The 17,843-nt window shown below is 47.5% G+C and carries 13 protein-coding genes; 4 read left to right on the top strand and 9 right to left on the bottom strand.

The window, feature by feature from the left end; all coding sequences use genetic code 11:
* Nucleotides 1-30: 30 nt before the first annotated feature.
* A complete protein-coding gene (locus ACBP55_RS08900) occupies nucleotides 31-1,044 on the bottom strand; it encodes a GerMN domain-containing protein (RefSeq protein ID WP_464650948.1) in 1,014 nt (337 codons plus the stop codon).
* A gap of 287 nt (nucleotides 1,045-1,331) precedes the next feature.
* Here ACBP55_RS08900 and ACBP55_RS08895 point away from each other — a divergent pair, with 287 nt between their 5' ends.
* Nucleotides 1,332-2,294: a phosphatidylglycerophosphatase A family protein gene (locus ACBP55_RS08895; protein ID WP_464650947.1), complete on the top strand. Its 963-nt coding sequence runs from the start codon at nucleotides 1,332-1,334 to the stop codon at nucleotides 2,292-2,294.
* Nucleotides 2,295-2,783: 489 nt separating this feature from the next.
* On the opposite strand, the gene ACBP55_RS08890 is transcribed toward ACBP55_RS08895, so the two are convergent.
* Genes ACBP55_RS08890 through ACBP55_RS08875 form a run of 4 tightly spaced genes read right to left on the bottom strand, consistent with a single transcriptional unit; the run spans nucleotide 2,784 to nucleotide 5,226 of the window.
* A complete protein-coding gene (locus ACBP55_RS08890; protein ID WP_464650946.1) occupies nucleotides 2,784-3,425 on the bottom strand; it encodes an MBL fold metallo-hydrolase in 642 nt (213 codons plus the stop codon).
* The gene (locus tag ACBP55_RS08885; protein ID WP_464650945.1) at nucleotides 3,368-3,760 is read right to left on the bottom strand and encodes an MBL fold metallo-hydrolase; all 393 of its coding nucleotides are present in this window, start codon (nucleotides 3,758-3,760) and stop codon (nucleotides 3,368-3,370) included. The genes ACBP55_RS08890 and ACBP55_RS08885 overlap by 58 nt, the downstream gene beginning before the upstream one ends.
* 10 nt (nucleotides 3,761-3,770) lie before the next feature.
* Nucleotides 3,771-4,502 (bottom strand): class I SAM-dependent methyltransferase, encoded by a 732-nt coding sequence (locus ACBP55_RS08880; RefSeq protein WP_464650944.1) that lies wholly within the window; start codon nucleotides 4,500-4,502, stop codon nucleotides 3,771-3,773.
* A 19-nt stretch (nucleotides 4,503-4,521) separates the two neighbouring features.
* Nucleotides 4,522-5,226, bottom strand: a complete 705-nt coding sequence (locus ACBP55_RS08875; RefSeq protein ID WP_464650943.1) for a DUF6483 family protein — start codon at nucleotides 5,224-5,226, stop codon at nucleotides 4,522-4,524.
* 192 nt (nucleotides 5,227-5,418) lie between these two features.
* On the opposite strand from ACBP55_RS08875, the gene ACBP55_RS08870 reads away from it, so the two are divergent.
* Nucleotides 5,419-5,640, top strand: coding sequence for a helix-turn-helix domain-containing protein (locus tag ACBP55_RS08870; protein WP_028556998.1), 222 nt, complete (start codon nucleotides 5,419-5,421; stop codon nucleotides 5,638-5,640).
* Nucleotides 5,641-5,839: 199 nt separating this feature from the next.
* Nucleotides 5,840-6,025, top strand: coding sequence for a hypothetical protein (locus ACBP55_RS08865; protein WP_029194615.1), 186 nt, complete (start codon nucleotides 5,840-5,842; stop codon nucleotides 6,023-6,025).
* A 142-nt stretch (nucleotides 6,026-6,167) separates the two neighbouring features.
* Here the strand turns inward: ACBP55_RS08865 and ACBP55_RS08860 are convergent, their stop codons facing one another.
* Nucleotides 6,168-8,189, bottom strand: a complete 2,022-nt coding sequence (locus ACBP55_RS08860) for an S-layer homology domain-containing protein (protein ID WP_464650942.1) — start codon at nucleotides 8,187-8,189, stop codon at nucleotides 6,168-6,170.
* A 252-nt stretch (nucleotides 8,190-8,441) separates the two neighbouring features.
* Here ACBP55_RS08860 and ACBP55_RS08855 point away from each other — a divergent pair, with 252 nt between their 5' ends.
* Complete coding sequence (locus ACBP55_RS08855; RefSeq protein WP_464650941.1) at nucleotides 8,442-12,794, top strand: DEAD/DEAH box helicase; 4,353 nt, start codon at nucleotides 8,442-8,444, stop codon at nucleotides 12,792-12,794.
* A 7-nt stretch (nucleotides 12,795-12,801) separates the two neighbouring features.
* Here ACBP55_RS08855 and ACBP55_RS08850 read toward each other — a convergent pair whose 3' ends face one another.
* The 3 genes from ACBP55_RS08850 to nirB form a co-directional block, all read right to left on the bottom strand.
* Nucleotides 12,802-14,910, bottom strand: coding sequence for a molybdopterin oxidoreductase family protein (locus ACBP55_RS08850; protein ID WP_464650940.1), 2,109 nt, complete (start codon nucleotides 14,908-14,910; stop codon nucleotides 12,802-12,804).
* 76 nt (nucleotides 14,911-14,986) lie between these two features.
* On the bottom strand, nucleotides 14,987-15,337 hold the full coding sequence (nirD, locus tag ACBP55_RS08845) for a nitrite reductase small subunit NirD (RefSeq protein WP_464650939.1): 351 nt from the start codon (nucleotides 15,335-15,337) through the stop codon (nucleotides 14,987-14,989).
* Between the two features lie 29 nt (nucleotides 15,338-15,366).
* Complete coding sequence (gene nirB / locus ACBP55_RS08840) at nucleotides 15,367-17,793, bottom strand: nitrite reductase large subunit NirB (protein ID WP_464650938.1); 2,427 nt, start codon at nucleotides 17,791-17,793, stop codon at nucleotides 15,367-15,369.
* Nucleotides 17,794-17,843 lie beyond the last annotated feature (50 nt).

Below are 17,843 nucleotides of genomic sequence, written 5' to 3'. Positions count from 1 at the left end.
CATAGAGGTCGTTAGAAGCGGGCAAGCTTCTTAAAGCTTAGCCGGATTAATATGAGCTGGTTTAACTACAGGCTTCACGGCGCCATCCACTTTAATTTGCACTTGTTTAAAGCTTGTGTTCTCCGTCAATGAAAGAATAACGGACTGCATGGCCTCGGCGGGTGCTTTCTGATCCGCGCCAAGGAATTTATTAGAGAAGTCAACGGTTATAACACCATCCGCTGGCTTAATGCTCTTCACTTCCGTTGTAGCATTCAGAACAGCAGCCAGACCCTTCTTCTGATCAGGCCCTTTGATCAACTGTTCGACAACCGCTTTCGCAACATCATCAGTCCTTTTGACAAGCCTTGTAACAGGTACATAATATTTGTAATTTTGATCATTTTGATTCAAGAAATAGAGGGTAACTGGTGTGGATTGACCAAATTCAGCGTCTTCAGCCTTCTCGATGTTGATCCCCATAGAGCGTGCAAGAGGTATATCCAGCGGTGTCTTCCCTTTCGGCATCTCCTTCAGATCTTTCCCGTCTACACGCAGCTGCACTTTCTCTACGGTTGGGAAGCTCGTCAGGTTCCAAGTGATCGCCTCCAAAATCTTTCTCTCATTCGCCCCATCGTAGTTGAGGAATTCCTTAGAGAAATCAACAATGGCACGCTTGTCTGATGTGACATTCAAACTAATGACCTTCGTACCTTTAGGCAGCAGAGCCCCAAAACCAGATGGAAGCAAGCTTGCAACCGGCCCTCCGTCCACCATATACTCGAGAGTCGTTTTGGCGACAGACACCGTCTTAGGTAATCCAAGACTAAGCGGAGCCACGAAGCCTTTACCATCTTTCACATAAACCGTCATCTGTGATGAATTGTCTTCGATCATATCGATCGTAACGGCTGCTGATGTCGTCTTCGCGTCAGCTCCCGCACCCGTTGTCGGAGGTGCATCGATGTCACTTTTCTTTCCAGTGCCCAGAACCGAACATCCCGTGGTCAGCAAGGCAATTACCCCCGCGATAGCGGCTGAACGAATCCAATGTTGATGTTTCATTAGCTTATTTCCTCCTCCAAGTTTTCGCAGACACCGGAAGCATCTGCCTATATTTTCTTAACATGGCCTGTACATTGCTTTTTCGTATTATTATTTATACGGGGCTTTGTCCGATTTATAACTACTTTTTGTCCTTATATTTTTAAAAAATCATGCACCTGGATTTAAGCCTGTGGTGATTTGTAGAACATAATGAAAAGTTATCTTGGGAGCTAACTTCCTTCGGCATCTTTTGAAGATATGCTATACTCAAAAATAAAGAAAAGACCTAATTTGGAGGCATTGCGATGAGAACTTTCCTTAAAGAAAAAGCAAACATTTTCAACGAATTCCGTGAAGAGGTCTTCAGTCACTATCCCCAAGCTGTCATCGAAGAAGCCGTTGCTCGCCTACTCGTTGAAATTAAAGGAATTAAGAAAATTCCCTATGAAACGATCACAACGACTCTACTGGGTGTATTAAGTAAAACAGAAACTTATAACGTTATGTCCACACTCATGGAGCTCCAAAAGAAGGTCAAGCATGATTCCGAGCTGCTAGCGAGTATGAAAGACCCTGCTTATAATGTTCATCGCACCATTGCAATGTCCATCTGCGGACTATATGGCAGCGGCGCGATTTCTCTTTTTGGATTTATGGATTGTAAATTCCGCTTCTTTTTCCCGACCAAACGTCCAAAATCTTTCATTTCCAAAGGGATCTGTGCCATTGTTGCATCCACGGTCAGTTCAATCATTTCTGAAAATGTGAAAGAGGATTATACCGCACGTAACCTGGCACTGTTCGAGTCGAGAGGCGTGGTTTTGGAGGATATGGTGGATATTCTGGATCAGCTTCAAAGGCCCTACAATCCGGATATGGAGCGCAGCCTTTGTGAAGAGCATATTCTTGCCGTATTACGAAAACAGCAAACCTTCCATGCCCTCCAATTGGCGATCAAAATTGATACAGCCGTCGAAGCAGAAGAATTTAATCCCCAGTATAATCATATTGTTGGGCAAGACGAAGGGCTTTTCGGGGTTGATGAAAGCATCGCTACAGCCGTTCCGCTCATGTATGGGACCATTGCGCTCACGAATTTCGGATACCTAGACAAGGAGAAAATCGGGATTATTAAAGACCTCGATAGCGATCATTCCGAAGGAAAATGCAATACGTTTATTGATGATATGGTATGCGGCATCGTAGCTGCCGCTTGTGGCCGTTTGGCGCATAATAATGTTCCTACTTATAGTAAGCCTTTGAAGTGAGGCAACTATACATATAACCCATTAATACCGGTAACGAAACTGCGATTGCAACTGCAACTGCAACTAGATTAAAGCAAACTAGACAACAGACAACTAGTCAACTCTAGCCTCTATTAAAAACATGTAAAAAGTGCATCAAATCATCGTAAGTTTTCGTTTTTCGAAGTGAAGATGTATTTTGTGCATCAAATATCAGCATTTTGAACTACAATGGGGACTATCGGGAGAATTTGATGCACTTTCTGCATGATTTCGTCCGAATATGGCAATATCGGCTGAATTTGATGTACTTTATGCATCAATAGTGCCAATGTTGGTTGGTTACGCCTATACTCTCGCACGAGGTGTGGTGAAGGGAACGAAATGATAGTAATTTAGTGACTTCATGAACACGAGGATAAACGTTTCGATCTCCTGCAGAGACATGCGCGTTTATCAACAAACAAAAGCCTCCAGCCACTAATCCTGTGGTTGGAGGCTTTTCGGCTGCTACTTCGATATCGCTACATAGTGAATGAACTCCGCGGATGGGTCTACCTGCCCAATGCGGCCTTCGGCTTCCAGCAGGATGAGGTGAGCGATCGTCTCCGACAGCGCGAACCTCATCTGATGTATGCTCAGCCGGTCGCCGAACGTCGCACGGCACACTTCATAAGCGCTAAGTGGCGCGCTTAAGCTGCCCCTCCATGAGCGCAAGCCGCTCATGATGATGGCGCACAAGCTCCTCTGCGCGCGCGCCAAAGCCGGACCATGGCTCCCGGTGCCCGGGTAAGCCATCTTCACAGGCAGCCTGCCGATCTCCTGCAGGCTGCTGAGGTACGCGCCGAGCGGGTTTACTTCCACCTGCGGGAGGAAGGAAACGTTCGGCGATATTTGCGGCAGGACATGGTCGCCGCAAAAGATCACCTCCGCCGCGGCGTCGTAGAAGCACAGATGACCCGCGGCATGGCCGGGGGTCTCGATGGCTTCGTACACGCGGTCCCCGAGGCGCACAGGCCCTTCACGCAGCACCGTAACCTGAGGCTGCGGCGACACCAGCGAGACGAAGCTCACCATGTGCTTCGTCATCTGGTCTAGCCCGTCCTGCGGGAAGCCGTGCCGGGCAAAGAGCGCCAGGAGCAGCGCCGACATCGGCTGCTCCGGGCCCGAAGGAGCTGCACCTGCGCTAGGCCGGTCTCCGAGAGGAGAACCGGCGCGCCCGTGCGCTCCTGGAACCAACCGGCCATCCCGTAGTGGTCGGGATGGTGGTGAGTGAGCACGATCTGCTCCACGTGCTCGAAACCGATCCCGCGCTCCTGCAGCACCTGCTGCCAGAGCGCCTCCGCATCCGGGGTGCGAAGCCCCGGATCAATCACGGTATAGCCGCTGCTGCCGCGTACGAGGTAAGCATTCACCCAACGCAGAGGAAAGGGCAGCGGAACCTTTACTTGCGTGATCTCATCCGTATGTTCAGTCACGATGTTCATTTCCGAATTCTCATCCTTCCTTATGCCCTACAAAAATCAACCGGCTAGATAATTCCGCATCATAAGCCTGTCCATCATATTCGCCGTATACATGATCAATATATAAACCCGCTTTTAACAGCATAGCTTCAAACGCTGTTCGATCATATAACTTAACCTGCTCCAAATAATGCCGATCAGCAGTACCCTTTTGCGAAATCACAATCCGTTTCCGCACACAGCCATCTTCAATGGCTCTTTCTTCACGAATCCATAGATCTTCTTCCGTTCGCTCCGATTGAGGAACAAGATTCGTCTGAACATAAACTGGATTCAAGAAATCGATGATGAAACGGCCGCCCTCTTTTAGAAGCCGATAAATTTCATGAAGCACCTTTTCATTCTGTTCATCCTCATCAAAATAGCCAAATGAAGTGAACAAATTTACGACAGCATCGTATTGCCGATCGAGCGGTACTTCACGCATGTCTCCGCGCAGCCAGGTTACATGCTTTCCATCGTCTATCTTAACCGCCTCACTCAAAAGCACCTCAGATAAATCCACGCCAGTTACATCATAACCGAACTCAGCCAGCGCCATGGAATGGCGACCCATACCGCAGCATAAATCAAGCACTTCTGCCCCTTGTTTCAGCCCCAGCCAATCGATCATCTTTTTCACTTCATGGTAAGCACCTTGCATATCTCTGTGTTTATAAACCATTAAATAATCATTCCCAAAACTTTGCTGATACCAAGCCATTTCTTTACACCTTCAATTTCTACGTTTTATACATGTTAGGATTATCAAATGATTGCAATTTTTGCTTCATAATACGCAGACCATCCAACACTTCTTCTTTGCTAAAATTGCCTGCTTGCAGGAGTTCTTCGTCCATAGCCATTAATTTTTCGTAAAAGATTACACCTTGTTCGAGTACGACGGATCGGTCCGGATGATCTTCCATATAATGAAATAAAACATCCTCTACTTTAGCGTAATTGCCCTGTTTCTCATAATGCGCGAAAAGAAGCCTCTTGATCTCCTCCGGGATGATCCATCCTTGTAAACGTTCCATGCTCTGGTTCAATCGGGATTTGATCTCATCGTTCACTTCATCCATAGGTTCAACCTCAGGTGAGAGCGAAAGGTGAAGCAGTAAATCAACGGATTTCAAGTACGCGTGATAAACCTCGTCAGTCTGCTCATGCCGCTGAAGCAGATCACCGTGTCCTACAAACATATCGCTAAGCACCAGCGCTTTGGCGGTATCCACGCTGCCATGATAGGACAATAATTCAAGGATATCCTTACTCGATAATGCCTGTAAAGAGCGAATATTCAGCCCCAAGAGATGGCGGCTTGCTTCATCCAGCTGCTGCTGGGCATCTTCTAATGGGATATGTTCCTTATTAAAAAGGATGCGATGCAGTACCACGGTCATTTGCTCAATCTGCCGCATAAAATAATCCCGCTTGAACATCATTTGAGCCTCCTTCGTTCAAAAGAAATGCTTCATTTTAGCTTACCACGCCTCGGAAAGAAACTCAAAAGCGGATATCGCCTATTTTTATGTATATACCGCACCATTGACATCAGCCCTTCATAAACTAATTTTGACTGTATCCCTAAACCTTGTAATTCCCAATACCCGAGCAAGGAGGGGTGACACACATCCATGGGCAGCGACCACAAAAACAAATTTCTACTTACCAACCGCGAAAGAGAAGTATTCGAACTCTTGGTACAAGACAAAACCACGAAAGATATCGCGCAGCAGCTTTTCATAAGCGAAAAGACTGTGAGGAATCACATTTCTAACGTCATGCAAAAGCTGAACGTAAAGGGTCGTTCACAAGCGGTTGTAGAACTGATCAAGCTTGGGGAATTAAAGATCTGATTCCGTCAGCAGAGGGATCCATGTAAGCCTTTGAGCCTCCTTATGGAGGAATCAAGGGCTTTTATGTTTGGCAGACTGGTTAGAAACCATAGGTAGTACCAAATATTGAAAGTTTTGTTAACCCGACATTTCGACAACAAGTGACTTCGAGCATGTACTATGATACATATAATTCAATCTAAGGAGGTCATAATGTTAAATGGTTGAAGCAACCAATGATCAAAAAAACATTTTTTCGCTTTCAACACTTCTAAATATAGAACCCAAAATTTTGCTTAGACTTTGCCAATATATTGAATCACGAGGATATTTCTTTTCGAAATCAGAAGAGGGTACCCTTCAATTTAATGATAGAGATATCGCTGTTATATTAGCCCATTACTGAAGGGCTTTTTTTTGTGCTTCCATGTAAAAAGAATATCGTAATCTTAGTAGTCCTTCATAACGCGCTTACTCTGGAGCGCATCTATCATAATTTCTATACAATAAAAAAAAGAAGCCCCATTATGTGGGCTTCTTTTCGCATATTATTTGATCGTGATGGAAGTTACGAGCCTATTAACGCCTTTAAGCTGTATAAGATTGCCTTCCTTGAATAAGGCAAGGTTGCCGGAAATCGTGACACCAGAGGATACCTGATAGATCGTTGTTTGTTCCACACCATTAATGGTTTGAGTGATGGAAATCGTTGCAAGTTCGCCTTGAGCATTGAGGGTAGTTCCTTTTAACTTTCCTAAAAGATCGAATGGTAGATTCACATCAATCATTTTGGTGACTTCAATGTAAATGACTTTATTATCAGAGGTGCGGATATCGACTTCATCGCCTACTTTTAAATCAATAGCTCTGACCTTCACGCCATTTCGATAGACAACGACATCCGGATGAAGTGTGAATACCGTTGTAACGCCCGACTTCGTGAGCTTCAGTTCATTGTTGCTCACCAAGGTGCTTACCGTGCCATTGTTTGTAATGGGTTGAACCATTTTGGTCACTTCAATATAAATGACTTTATTTTCGGTCGTGCGAATATTGACTTCGTCTCCAACTTTCAGATCGGAAGCATTGACTTTCAGCCCATTGCGATAGACGATAACATCCGAGTGAAGTGTTAATTCAAATGTAACACCTGACTTCTGAAGCTTAAGCACGTTATTGCTAACAAGTGCGCTGACTGTACCACTATTCGTAATGGCTTGTGCCGTTTGCGTTACTTCAATGAAAATGACTTTATTGTCGGATGTGCGAACATTCACTTCATCGCCAATGAGCAGCGAGGCGGCCGTGACCTTCACGCCATTCCGATAAATGACCACATCTGGATGCAGGGTATACTCTGTGGTAACTCCCAATTTCGTAAGCTTCAGCACGTTGTTATTAACCGTCGCACTAACGGTCCCGCTGCTAGAAATAGGTACAATCGATTTGGTGACTTCGATGTAGATGACCTTATTATCCGAAGTGCGAATGTTAATTTCATCCCCAACTTTTAGGTCATACGCACTCACCTTAATGCCGTTGCGATAAACGACGACATCCGGATGAAGCGGAAGTGTGGAAGTAGCTCCAGCCTTCGTTAACGTCAATGTATTATTCGTAACTGCCGCACTTACGGTGCCGCTGTAGATAATCGATTGCACCGCATTGGTCACTTCGATGAATACAATTTGACCATTAAATGTGCGTACTTTCACTACGTCCCCAACCTGCAAAGCAGAAGCGTTTACTTTGGCCCCGTTCCGATAAATGAAAACGTCTGGATGCAGCGGATACGTTGATGTTGTGCCTGAACTCGTAATACTAAGCGTGTTGTTGGTCACAACACTACTAACAGTTCCATTCAGCGTGTTATTCACTTGGTCTGGCAATTGACCGCCCGTACGATCGAGCAAAGCTGCGAGCTGAGCCCGTGTTACCGGTTGATTAGGCCTAAACGTGTTGTCTTCGAACCCATCAATCAAGCCTTTCTCGATGGCAACAGCTACATAACCAACAGCGCCTGCAGGAATTTGTTTCGCATCTTTAAACGGCAGCGTTGTGTTCATTTTCGCTTTCGCCTGAGCATCAAGCTTCAACGCTTTAACTAAAAGTGTCGTTGCCCAGAGCCGGTCACCTTCCTTTTGAGGCTGAACCATATCGTCATTTACCGAGAACAAATCATTTTCTAAAGCTACTGCTACATAACCGACAGCCCAAGAAGGAACTTTATCCGCATCTTTAAAATTTAAATGAGTGCTCATTTCTGCTGCTGATTCGGCTTGACTGCGAAGTCCCATCAGTCGAACGGCAGCCGTAATCGCTTCAATGCGTGAAACGGTATTGTACGGTTTAAAAGTACCATCCTCATACCCTTCAAACACACGTTTCGATGCTAAGCTCGCGATATAGCGTATCGCCCATTCTGCCGACTGCAAATCGTCAAAGGTGAGATGTATCTGAACCTTACTGTCATCTTTTTTATTTCCATTGTCTTTGGCTAATACTGCTGTGCCGCTTCCCATGATCATAACGAAAGCAAGTCCTGTCGCGATTACTTTTTTGAACGTCACGCTTTACACACTCTCCTTCTTTATTTGAATACTACATGTATCAGAAGAATTCGTTTGATTGGTTATTTTTAGGAGGGTGGTCTTTTATTTTCCATTGAAAATTTTTCCTTTATACATCCAATAAAATGATCAAGTACATCTTTAACCACTTTAGCATACAAGATGTAAATAAACTGTCATATTCTGTCCCGCTGGCGATGACCCTCACAATATGCTATGTTGAAAGAAATTGTGAGCAAGGGAGCGAAGGCAATGACGGAAATTGCGCTGGATCTATCTCATTTTCATCCCATTCTGAGAGCTTGGTTTGCTTCTCGTTTCGGTGAACCTACGGATGTTCAGAAAATGGCTTGGAAACAAATAAATTCTGGCACACACACGCTCATCTCTTCCCCAACAGGCTCAGGTAAAACACTGGCAGCTTTACTGCCTTGTTTGGACGGAGTTCTTAAAAAGAAACAAGAACTTGAGGACATTTACACAGCCGGTGTTCGCGTACTTGTCGTGACACCACTCAAAGCGCTGAATAACGATATTCATGATCATTTGATTCATTTTATGGCAGAAATTGAGGAGACCGCTTCCTCTTTCGAAAAGGAAACCGCCTGGCGGGGACTCACGATTGGGGTTCGTACTGGCGATACCAAACAAAGCACTCGAGCATCGATGCTGAAGCAGCCGCCAGATCTTCTGGTGACTACGCCAGAATCGTTGTATTTGCTGCTTACTTCCCCGCGCGCGCGAGAAATGCTTAAGAGCGTGGAACAAATCGTCGTCGACGAAATCCACGATCTGGCAGCGGACAAGCGCGGTATGCACTTGTCGCTCACGCTGGAACGGCTGAACGCGTGGTGCGGGCGATCCGTCCAGCGGATCGGCGTGTCTGCCACGCAAAAGCCTATCGAGCGGGTCGCTCGTTATCTTGGCGGCTGGGAAGCTGACCAGCCGCGGCATGTAGCCATTATCGAGAGCAAAGCCGAGAAGCAATACGCACTTCAGGTGACGATGCCGGAACCTGCGCGGGCTGGGGCTGATCAAGAGGCGATATGGACGCCTCTTGTCGAGCGCCTGCTGCAGCTCATGGAAGGCTGCAGCACCGTGCTTATCTTCGCGAATAGCCGCAGGCTTTGCGAACGCTTGACCTTGCGACTCAATGACCATGTCGGTCATGAGATCGCGAAGAGCCACCACGGCAGCGTCGCCCGCGAGAAGCGGCTCGAGGTCGAGCGCTTGCTCAAGGCCGGCGAGCTTCGCTGCCTGGTTGCCACGTCGTCGCTGGAGCTCGGTATCGACGTCGGCCATGTCGATCTGGTGATCCAGATCGACTCGCCTTTCACCGCTGCCGCAGGCATCCAGCGGATTGGCCTGGCCGGCCACGCCGTCGGCAGCGTCAGCCGCGGCGTGCTGCTTGCGCGCAGCCGCAGTCTGCTGCCGGAGCTGGCCGTGCTCAGCCGGCGGATCGCTGCGCGCGACATCGAGGCCATCCGCATCCCGCGGGGCAGCCTGGATGTTCTCGCGCAGCAGCTCGTCGCCATGGCAGCCATGGGCGACGAACTCGATGTGCCGCGCCTCGAGCGCCTGCTCTTGCAGAGCGACTCCTTCCGCGAGCTGCCGCGTGAGCGCTGGCTCGCGATGCTCGAGGTGCTCGCAGGGCTGTATCCCTTCGTGCGTCCGCTCATCGCATGGGATCGTGAAACCGGCCGCTTAGAACGGTTGGCGGCCACACAGATGGCCGCGCTTACCGGCGCGGGCACAATCCCTCAGAGCACGGCATATCCCGTGCATCATAATGAAACCGGGCTTCACCTCGGTGAGCTGGATGAAGAGTTCATCCACGAATCGTCTGTCGGCGACGTGTTTCAATTGGGAACGGCTTCTTGGCGCATCGTCCGCAAGCGTCCAGAACGCATTTATGTTCAGGAAGCCGACAACCGTTACAGCGAAGTCCCCTTCTGGCGCGGGGAAGCCGGCGGAAAATCCTTTGAGCTTGGCGTTCAAACGGGTCAATTATGGCGAGAGCTGCGTGATCGTTTGCAGCCGCTTCCTCATACACAAGCTGATCTCGACGTCCAGGACTGGCTCATGGAGCATTTCTACTTTGATTCGGAGGCTAGCCATGCTCTTATCGGTCTCGTTCGCAATCAAATTGCTGTAAATACGGTACCAACTGACACAACCGTTGTCATCGAAACATTTGCCGATGAAAACAATCAAACCCATTATATTTTGCACAGCCTATTCGGTCGCAAGCTCAACCGTACTTGGTTAATGGCAATCGATAAGCATCTCAAACAAAAAGGGCTAACCGCCCTCTATACCAACGCCAAAGACAATGGCATCGAGCTCATTTTCCCCAGCTTCCATGAATCGATTATACATGCCATTATGTCCATCTCTTCTATAGAAGCGGAACAGTTCGTCATTGAGTCTGTGGCTGAATCCGGGATGTTTGGTGCAGCTTTCCAACGACTGGCTGAAACGTCCTTGCTTCTTTCCCGCAGCTTCACTCGTATGCCTGCATGGATAAAGCGAATGCGTGGGCAAGAACTCATGAAGGAAGCTCTTCCCTTCAAAGAACGTTTTCCTTTGTTTCAGGAAGCCATGCGAGAATGCCTGGAGGAACATGTCGATATTCAGCATCTTCAGCGCATTTTAGAAGCTATTCATACAGGAAGTATTCAATTTGCCGTTCATCGCAACCATTTCCCATCGCCGCTCGCTGGGCAATTCAAGTTCGACTACGTGTCGCAGAAATTATATGAATCCGATGCGTTAACGCAGGATCTGCAGGTTGAATTACTTGGCTTTAGCCGTCAAATGGCTGCCGATATTTTCGGATCCGAGGCGATCCGCAGCGCCGTTAGCCCTCAAGTCATTGAGGCAGAGAAACATAAGCTCGCCCTGACCGATGAACCTTTAGCCTCTGCCCAAGAGATGTTTCGATATTTGAAGGAACGCGGCGATTCCTCTTTGTCTGATCTCGTCAAGGCTAGTTCAGCATCTGAATTAACTGTCACAGCATGGATCCATGATCTTATCGGGCAAGGTAAAGCAGCAACAGCCTTCTTTACAAAAGAGACCCGCTATATTTGCCGGGATGAATTAGAGTTCTATGCTTCACTTTCGGATTCTATGGTTGCCAGATCGTTCGTGTTTCAAAGATTTGCCGATGGCAAGCTTTCTTTCACAACAGCTGATTTGGCAGCTCATTTTGAGGTAGAACCTGCCATCGCATCCGATTGGGTTCAGAGCTCCCTTCAAGCTGGTATGCTATCTATCGCACCTTTTGCCGATCCAGAAATCGAAGAGCTGTGGACGAGCAGCAAGGTAGCTTCACGATTAATTCGTCTGTCCCTTCAGTCGTATCGACGTAGTGGCGAGGCCGTATCTCCACTCACCTATTTGACGCATATGCCGCTTATACGCAAACTTGCAGATAGAACTGACGTTCCTGGCATGGAACATCTTCGCGAAATGATTGAAGATATGCAAGGCTTCTTCCTGCCTGTCTCACTTTGGGAGTCTGTCTTATTTCCGACGCGTCAGCTTTCGTACCGCAAACAGGACTTAGACACCCTATGTTCTTCAGGTCAAATTGTCTGGATAGGCCGCAAAGAGCTCGACGAAAAGGAAGGGCGCATTGCCTTCTTTCTGGCAGAAAGCAGCTCTCTGTATGAGCCCTGCCTCACTGTAGCCAACCAAAGAGCAGCTTCACACCCTGAGCTCCTTAGACTTTTGCAAGAAAAAGGGGCCATCTTTCTTAGCAAACTAGGAATTGAAACCGGGCGAGCTCCATCTTCTTTGTTGGAGGATTTACTGCAATTAGTGTGGGATGGACAGGCCGCTAACGACCAATTCGCTCCGCTTCGATTACATGCCGCAGGAGCTTCTAAGAAACCGGATAAATTCCAGTCAGGCCTTGGTCGTTGGTATCCTCTCGATTCGCTGCTAAGCCCTGCCTTCGATAAGCAGTCGTCCGCCATGCAGTGGACACATCATCTGCTGGAGCGTTATGGCATCATCACCAAAGATCTCGTCTCTGCTCTGTGTCCGTTTCCATGGGAAGCCATTCAGACAGCGCTCCGTCAGTTGGAAGAGTGGGGCCTTGTTGTCCGGGGGCTATTCATTACCGATTTACATGCTCTGCAGTTCGCTTCCAAAGAATTCATCACTCTCCTGTACCAACAAACAGGTAACGCTAATGAGAGTCAACAAAAATTCACGCTATTAAGTGCTGTTGATCCAGCTAATCCGTTTGGACTCATTGTCCCATGGCCTGAGGTTTCGAACCTTTCATTTTCACGCAAAAGCGGCAATTACTTAGCACTCAAAGGCAGTGAATGGTTGTATTGGATCGAGAATAATGGCAAGCGGATTTATCATATCGCACCAACAACGAACCGAAACGACGATCAGATGACCATCGTCCACGAGTTAAAAAGTATGTTTCGCCAGTTTCTTAAACAACATCAACTACGTAAAATCGTCATCGAAACGTGGAACGGTGTGCGTATCGCAGAGGCGCCCGAACAGGAATATTTAAAACTTCTAGGCGCAGAAAAAGACCGCACCAGCTTAGTTCTTTGGCCAAGCCAACTAAGCTGAGTGCGGTCTACTCGACACGCTCCACTTTCACTGCGCATATTTTAAACTCCGGCATCCGACTCGTGGGATCCAGCGCATCATTCGTTAACAGATTAATCGAATGCTCATCGCCCCAATGAAAGGGGACAAAAACGGTACGAGGCTGAATACCTTCGGTCACTTTAACGTCGAAAATCAGGGATCCACGACGGCTTGTAATGCGAACCTTGTTATCCATTCCCAGTCCAATTCGCTTAGCCAGCCAAGGATGGATCTCGGCGACTGGAACGGGAGCCTTCTTATTCAACGCTTCCGTTCGACGTGTTTGAGCACCGCTTAAATAATGATTCGCAAGCCGCCCAGTTGTCAACACGAAGGGATAATCCGAATCGATGGGTTCTGCCGGCATTTTCGGTCGAATACCGAATAATTTGGCTTTTCCATCCGGATGATGGAACCGTTCCTCAAATAATTGCGGTGTACCCGGATGGTCAGGAGCAGGACACGGCCAGAAAATGCCCTTCTCCTCCTGAAGCCGCTCATACGTAATGCCGCTGTAATCGGCTTTCCCTCCAGCCGTAGCAGCTGCTAACTCGCGAAACACATCTTCAATACCCGCATATTGAAAATAGGCTCCCCGGCCTAGCGCATCCGCAAGCTGACAAATAATGTGGAAATCAAGTCTGCTATTTCCCGGAAGCTCCATCGCTTTCTGGCGGTGAAACACGCGTCCTTCCAGATTGGTCATCGTACCCTCTGCTTCCGCAAAGGATGACCCTGGCAGCAAATAATGGGCATAACGAGCTGTTTCGGTTTCGAACATATCAACGACAACAAGCAAATCCAACTTCTGCAGCGCTCGCTCCACCATTCGGTTATTCGGGCTGGATACGAGCGGATTCGATCCGAGGATGATTAAGGCTTTGATTTCACCTTCATCTATCTTTTGCAGCAGCTCATAGGCTGAAACCCCTTTGCCCGGCAGCTCACTCGGATCGATGCCCCATACCTTGGCAACATGCTCACGCGCAGCTGGGTCTTCGATCAAACGATAGCCCGGCAGTTGGTCCGCCTTTTGCCCATGCTCGCGTCCGCCTTGCCCGTTCGCTTGGCCCGTTACGGCGCCATAGCCGCAGCCTTTGCGCCCTATTTTGCCAGTGATCAAGGCTAAATTAATGTAATTCAGCGTGTTCTCTACCCCGTTCACTTGCTGTTCCAAGCCCCGTGCTGTGAGCACAATCCCTGTCTCAGCCTTCGCGAATCCACGAGCAATCGTACGAATTACGGCTTCTAGAACGCCTGTTATCTCCTCCACTCTTGCTGGGGTGAAAGGCTTAACGGCCTCCTTCAATTGTTCAAACCCAACCGTACGTTCTTCGATGAATCGATTGTGAACGAGTTTCTCCTCCACCATGACATGTAGGAGTCCGTTTATAAATACAGAGTCGAATCCCGGTTGAAGACGAACATGGATATCCGCTACCTTCGAAGTCATCGTATTACGCGGATCAATCGTAACGATCACTGCGCCTTTTTTCTTCGCTTCAAGTAAATAAGGCATCATCGTCGGCTGACATTCCGCAATATTCGTTCCTGCAAGAATGATATATTTCGCATTTGGAATTTCGGTTAGAGGCATTGTCATCCCGCGATCGATCCCGAAAGCCTGATTACTGGCTGCGGCCGCTGAGGACATACAGTATCTACCGTTATAATCAATGTATTTGGACCTAAGTGCTAATCGGGTAAACTTACCAAGTAAGTAACTAACTTCATTCGTAAGTGAGCCTCCGCCATACACCCCAATAGCATCAGGGCCATATGTCGCTTGAAGTCCTTGAATCCGTTCAGCAATGTCTGCAAACGCATGGTCCCAAGACACGGTTTGCCAGCGCCTTGGTTCCCCATTGACTCTAGACAATGGCTCAAGTATCCGATCGGTATGAAGCACATGATCTAGTGCATTCAATCCTTTCTGACAAAGACGGCTAGTCGCCACAGGAAAGTTCGGGCTTGGTTTAATCGTGAGACCTGACGTCTTCTCACTCGGCATAATCTCCAATCCGCACTGCATGCTGCAAAAGCAGCAATGGGAGGAGGGTTGATCTTTAGGTAATGTCAATAATGCGGATTTCAACGCACCCCACCCCCGATGATAAAGCTCTCTATGAAATCTCAATGTATATTAATGTGCCTATCTGGTCAACAAAGCGTTAGCAGGCTAATTCTTTATTTATCTGAAATCCAATAAACACCATGCCTTCATGAACTTTCGTTGAATACGTTTGTACGCAGCCCGTATCCGGAGCTTGAACGAGACCGGAAGGGAGATGAATCTTGCGATCATGCATCGGACAAAAGACGTGGTCATCACATACAATTCCTTCTGCAAGGACGCCCTCTTTATGAGGACAGCGGTTCTGGATGGCTTGAAGCTTGCCGCTTTTCAGCTTGAAAAGCGCTACCTCTTCGCCTTGATACCGAATTGTTTTTCCTGTGTTAACAGCTAAATCATCATAAGAAACGGCCAGCACCCAAGTCATTTGCTCTTCTTGTGTTTTCATAGTCTGCTCCTCCCGACTTCCCTCTTTTTCTAATTAAGCTCTACGACTTCATAAAGGTCACGTTGAATTTTTTTGCTATCAATCGCTTGTTTCCAAGGGTCCTTCGTCACAGAAAGAGCTAGATCCATACGAGCACACAATTGTTTGCGCTCTTCCTCATTCTCCACCACATCACGAATATGCTCGATACCAAGTCGGTGCACCCACTCGCTTGTTCGTTCACCATATTTACCCGTTTCACGATAGTACTGCAGGTAAGCTTCTGTATATTCGATAATTTCTTGCTTTGTCTTGATAGTAGTCAAGAGGTCACCCACTCGCACCTTCACACCGCCATTTCCTCCGGCATAAAGCTCCCAACCGCCATCAACCGAAACGACGCCTAAATCTTTGATCCCTGATTCCGCACAATTTCGAGGACATCCAGATACAGCTAGCTTCACTTTGGCAGGTGTGTTTAAGCGTTCAAAACGTTTCTCAAGCTCTATACCTACGCCCATCGCGTCACCCGTGCCGAATCGGCAGAAAGTTTCTCCCACACACGTTTTTACCGTCCGTAAGGCTTTACCGTAAGCATAACCAGAAGGCATATCCAAGGCTTCCCACATCGCGGTAAGATCTTCTTTCTTCACACCTAGTAAGTCTAAACGCTGTCCACCTGTAAACTTCACAGTAGGGACATTGAACTGCTCGGCTACTTCTGCAATACGCTTCAATTCCGTCGGATTGGTTACACCGCCATAGATCCGTGGAACTACGGAGTACGTTCCGTCTTTCTGAATGTTAGCGTGCATACGCTCATTTACAAACCGTGAAGTACTATCGTCCTTATAAGTCTCAGGGCTTACCATGCCTAAGTAATAGTTGAGCGCAGGGCGGCATTTCGAGCAGCCTTCTTCATTTTTCCAGCCAAGAACGTTCATCACTTCACGCACATGGGATAACCCTTTTTCACGAATCGCTGTAACGACTTCATCCCGTGTATGGTCTGTACAAGCGCATATTGTCTCTTTGGCAGCGTTCTTATCATAGGAAGCCCCTAGTGTAAATGCCAACAAGTCACTCACCAGTGGTTTACAACCGCCGCAAGAACGAGAAGCTGTCGTACAATTTTTCACTTCATCTACTGTCGTTAATCCTTGATCCCTGATCGCTGAACAAATCGTTCCTTTTGTAACGCCGTTGCAACCGCATATGATGGCATCATCTTTCATGTCAGCAACTCCTGATGACGCTCCACCGCTTCCACCTGAGCCATCCGTCAATATCGCCGTTTTCCCCATGCCGCTAATATCTGTTTCTTCCCGAATCATTTGCATCAGTCTCGTACCATCCGCTGTATCTCCGAAAAGAACGGCACCGATGATTTTATTGTCTTTAATCACAACTTTCTTATAAACACCGGTGAACTCATCATGAATGCGAATCGCTTTCGTACCTTCTGCTTCGCCGAACTTTCCGCCTGAAAATACATCAACACCAGATACTTTAAGCTTCGTATAAAGGATAGATCCTTCATAAGGACCCGTTTCCACGCCTGCCAAATGTTTAGCAAGCACAGCACCTTGCTCGTAAAGCGGTGCTACCAATCCATAAGCAATCCCTCGATGCATTGCGCATTCCCCAACCGCATAGACATTGGGAACGCTTGTTTGCAAATAATCATTCACGACGATGCCAGGATTGCACTCAACGCCAGCCTTTTTCGCAAGTTCAACATTGGGACGAATCCCAACAGCCATAACGATAAGATCAGCCTCAGCAACGGTACCATCTTTGAATTTCAAGCCAGTTACCCGCTTGTCGCCCACGATTTCTGCGGATTGCTTCTCGAGCAAGAAGTTGATACCTTGCTCTTCAAGCGCTGCTTGCAGCATTTTGGACGCTGTTCGATCCAGCTGACGCTCCATAATTGTATCTACAATATGAACAACATCAACCTTCATACCTAAGTTAAGGAAACCTCTCGCCGCTTCTAATCCTAATAAGCCGCCACCGATCACGATCGCTTTTTTATACTTTTTAGCGGACTCGATCATAATTTCACAATCCCTAATGGTTCGGTACGCCATAACCCCTTCCTTATCAGCGCCAGGCATTGGAATCATAAAGGGGTTAGACCCTGTAGCCAAAATTAATTTATCATAAGATACCGTCAGTCCTTTATCACTCGTTACGGTTTGTGCTGTTGTATCGATGTCTGTAATGGTTTGGTTGGTATGCAAGGTGATGTGGTTATTCGCATACCATTCATATGGATGAATGACGATGTCCTCTACTTTGGAATCACCCGCAAGTACGTAGGACAACAAGATTCGGTTATAGTTCGGATGCGGTTCACTGCCAAAAATCGTAACCTCATATTTATCAGGTGTAAGTTTAAGTAAATGTTCAACAGCATTAACGCCCGCCATTCCGTTTCCGACCAGGACCAACTTCTCTTTCTTGACTGTCATTGTGATCATCCTTCCCATCCGTTTACTATTAAAAGGTGCATTTTTGCTGA

It is taken from the genome of Paenibacillus sp. WG02, from assembly GCF_055396115.1.
This window is presented reverse-complemented; position numbering and strand designations above follow the sequence as displayed.

Coding starts and splice junctions, on each gene's coding strand:
- ACBP55_RS08890 (WP_464650946.1), bottom strand. CDS start 3,425: ATGTCGGCGCTGCTCCTGGCGCTCTTTGCCCGGCACGGCTTCCCGCAG.
- ACBP55_RS08885 (WP_464650945.1), bottom strand. CDS start 3,760: ATGAACATCGTGACTGAACATACGGATGAGATCACGCAAGTAAAGGTT.
- ACBP55_RS08870 (WP_028556998.1), top strand. CDS start 5,419: ATGGGCAGCGACCACAAAAACAAATTTCTACTTACCAACCGCGAAAGA.
- ACBP55_RS08900 (WP_464650948.1), bottom strand. CDS start 1,044: ATGAAACATCAACATTGGATTCGTTCAGCCGCTATCGCGGGGGTAATT.
- nirB (WP_464650938.1), bottom strand. CDS start 17,793: ATGACAGTCAAGAAAGAGAAGTTGGTCCTGGTCGGAAACGGAATGGCG.
- ACBP55_RS08855 (WP_464650941.1), top strand. CDS start 8,442: ATGACGGAAATTGCGCTGGATCTATCTCATTTTCATCCCATTCTGAGA.
- ACBP55_RS08895 (WP_464650947.1), top strand. CDS start 1,332: ATGAGAACTTTCCTTAAAGAAAAAGCAAACATTTTCAACGAATTCCGT.
- ACBP55_RS08880 (WP_464650944.1), bottom strand. CDS start 4,502: ATGGCTTGGTATCAGCAAAGTTTTGGGAATGATTATTTAATGGTTTAT.
- ACBP55_RS08875 (WP_464650943.1), bottom strand. CDS start 5,226: ATGATGTTCAAGCGGGATTATTTTATGCGGCAGATTGAGCAAATGACC.
- ACBP55_RS08865 (WP_029194615.1), top strand. CDS start 5,840: ATGGTTGAAGCAACCAATGATCAAAAAAACATTTTTTCGCTTTCAACA.
- nirD (WP_464650939.1), bottom strand. CDS start 15,337: ATGAAAACACAAGAAGAGCAAATGACTTGGGTGCTGGCCGTTTCTTAT.